This is a genomic window from Saccharospirillum sp. MSK14-1, assembly GCF_003054965.1.
In the GTDB taxonomy this organism is placed as follows: domain Bacteria; phylum Pseudomonadota; class Gammaproteobacteria; order Pseudomonadales; family Natronospirillaceae; genus Saccharospirillum.
This window is the reverse complement of record NZ_MIES01000022.1, coordinates 1-1,317: the sequence shown is the minus strand read 5'-3', so window position 1 is coordinate 1,317 and position 1,317 is coordinate 1. Positions and strand designations below refer to the sequence as shown.

1 protein-coding gene is annotated in these 1,317 nt (G+C 42.3%); it reads left to right on the top strand.

The genetic code is table 11. The features are described from left to right. Positions 1–294 precede the first annotated feature (294 nt). The coding region (locus tag BGP77_RS03720; protein WP_199224190.1) for a class I adenylate cyclase at positions 295–1,317 on the top strand (1,023 nt) is incomplete at its 3' end.

Here is a 1,317-nt window from a genome sequence, read left to right as displayed (position 1 = left end):
CTTAGACAACTTGAACGTACCGGTTTGGGCAGTACGGCTATGCTAACTCGGCTGAGCTTGTCCTACTGTAACAAAGTATTACTGCGCGTTTAACTGGAATCTGAGCTACGCTTACAACACCCTAAAACTTAACAGTATTAAAGCTCTGCTTCTAATTATGTGATGTTCAAACAAATGCCGGTCTAGCTGCTTTGAAATTATTATATATGCAGTTCTAACTCTAGCATTGAAGCAGAAAATAAGAACTAAATCATTTTGTATCATCATTTAATAAGTTAACAAGAAACAGCATTCATGAGCCAAGACAGTTCTCAGAGCAATAAAAGCGGATTCATTCAAACCTCAAATGCTTCTGCAGCCCATGTGCAACAGGCAACGCAACGATTTAGCATAGTCAATGAAGGACGTATCAACCGTGTTCGTGAAGGATTGCAGCGCAAGCAACAACAATGTTTTGACCTGTTGCCATTATTATTCCACGTAAATCATGAGAGCTTGCCTGGCTTTGTCGATAATGAAGAGACACCTTCCACAATTGCGCATTACCACCCGTCTGAAAGTTTATTACGAACCGCGCAATCGATAACCCGAGGGCAAATAAACACGCGCCTTCATCTAATTAAACCTCAATTATCCGCTCTATATTTAATGGGCTCCAGTGGCAGCATTGGCCAGTCAACTAGCTCTGATTTAGACATCTGGGTTTGTTACGAATCCCATCTTTCTGATCGCCAGATTCAGTTATTGCAGGAAAAGTCTGAGCGAATAACAAAATGGGCTGATGACTTTAATCTCGAGGTGCATTTTTTTCTGATGAACGCTCATCGCTTTCAAGGCGGCGAGCAGCATTCTTTAACCGGTGAACATTGCGGATCAACGCAACATGTTTTATTGCTGGACGAATTCTATCGAACGGCCCAGGTTATTGCCGGAAACATACCTGCCTGGTGGTTAGTGCCAACCTCAGCTGAGCATGACTATGAGCAAACACTGCAGCAGCTTTATCAACAGGGCTATTTGAATGAAAACAGCTGCACCGATTTTGGTGGCATTAAAAATCTGCCCGCTGGCGAGTTTATTGGTGCCGGTATGTGGCAAATTTATAAAGCAATCGACTCGCCATACAAATCTGTTTTAAAGCTTATGCTGCTGGAAATTTATGCTCGTCAGTTTCCAGAAATAAACAGTCTGGCACACAGTTTTAAAGACGATATTTATCGTATGCAATTATCGCTCGATGACTTAGATCCATACGTAATGTTGTACCGCAGGATTGAAACCTATTTGCTCTTCTCCGCGCTCGAGCAAATAGGTTTC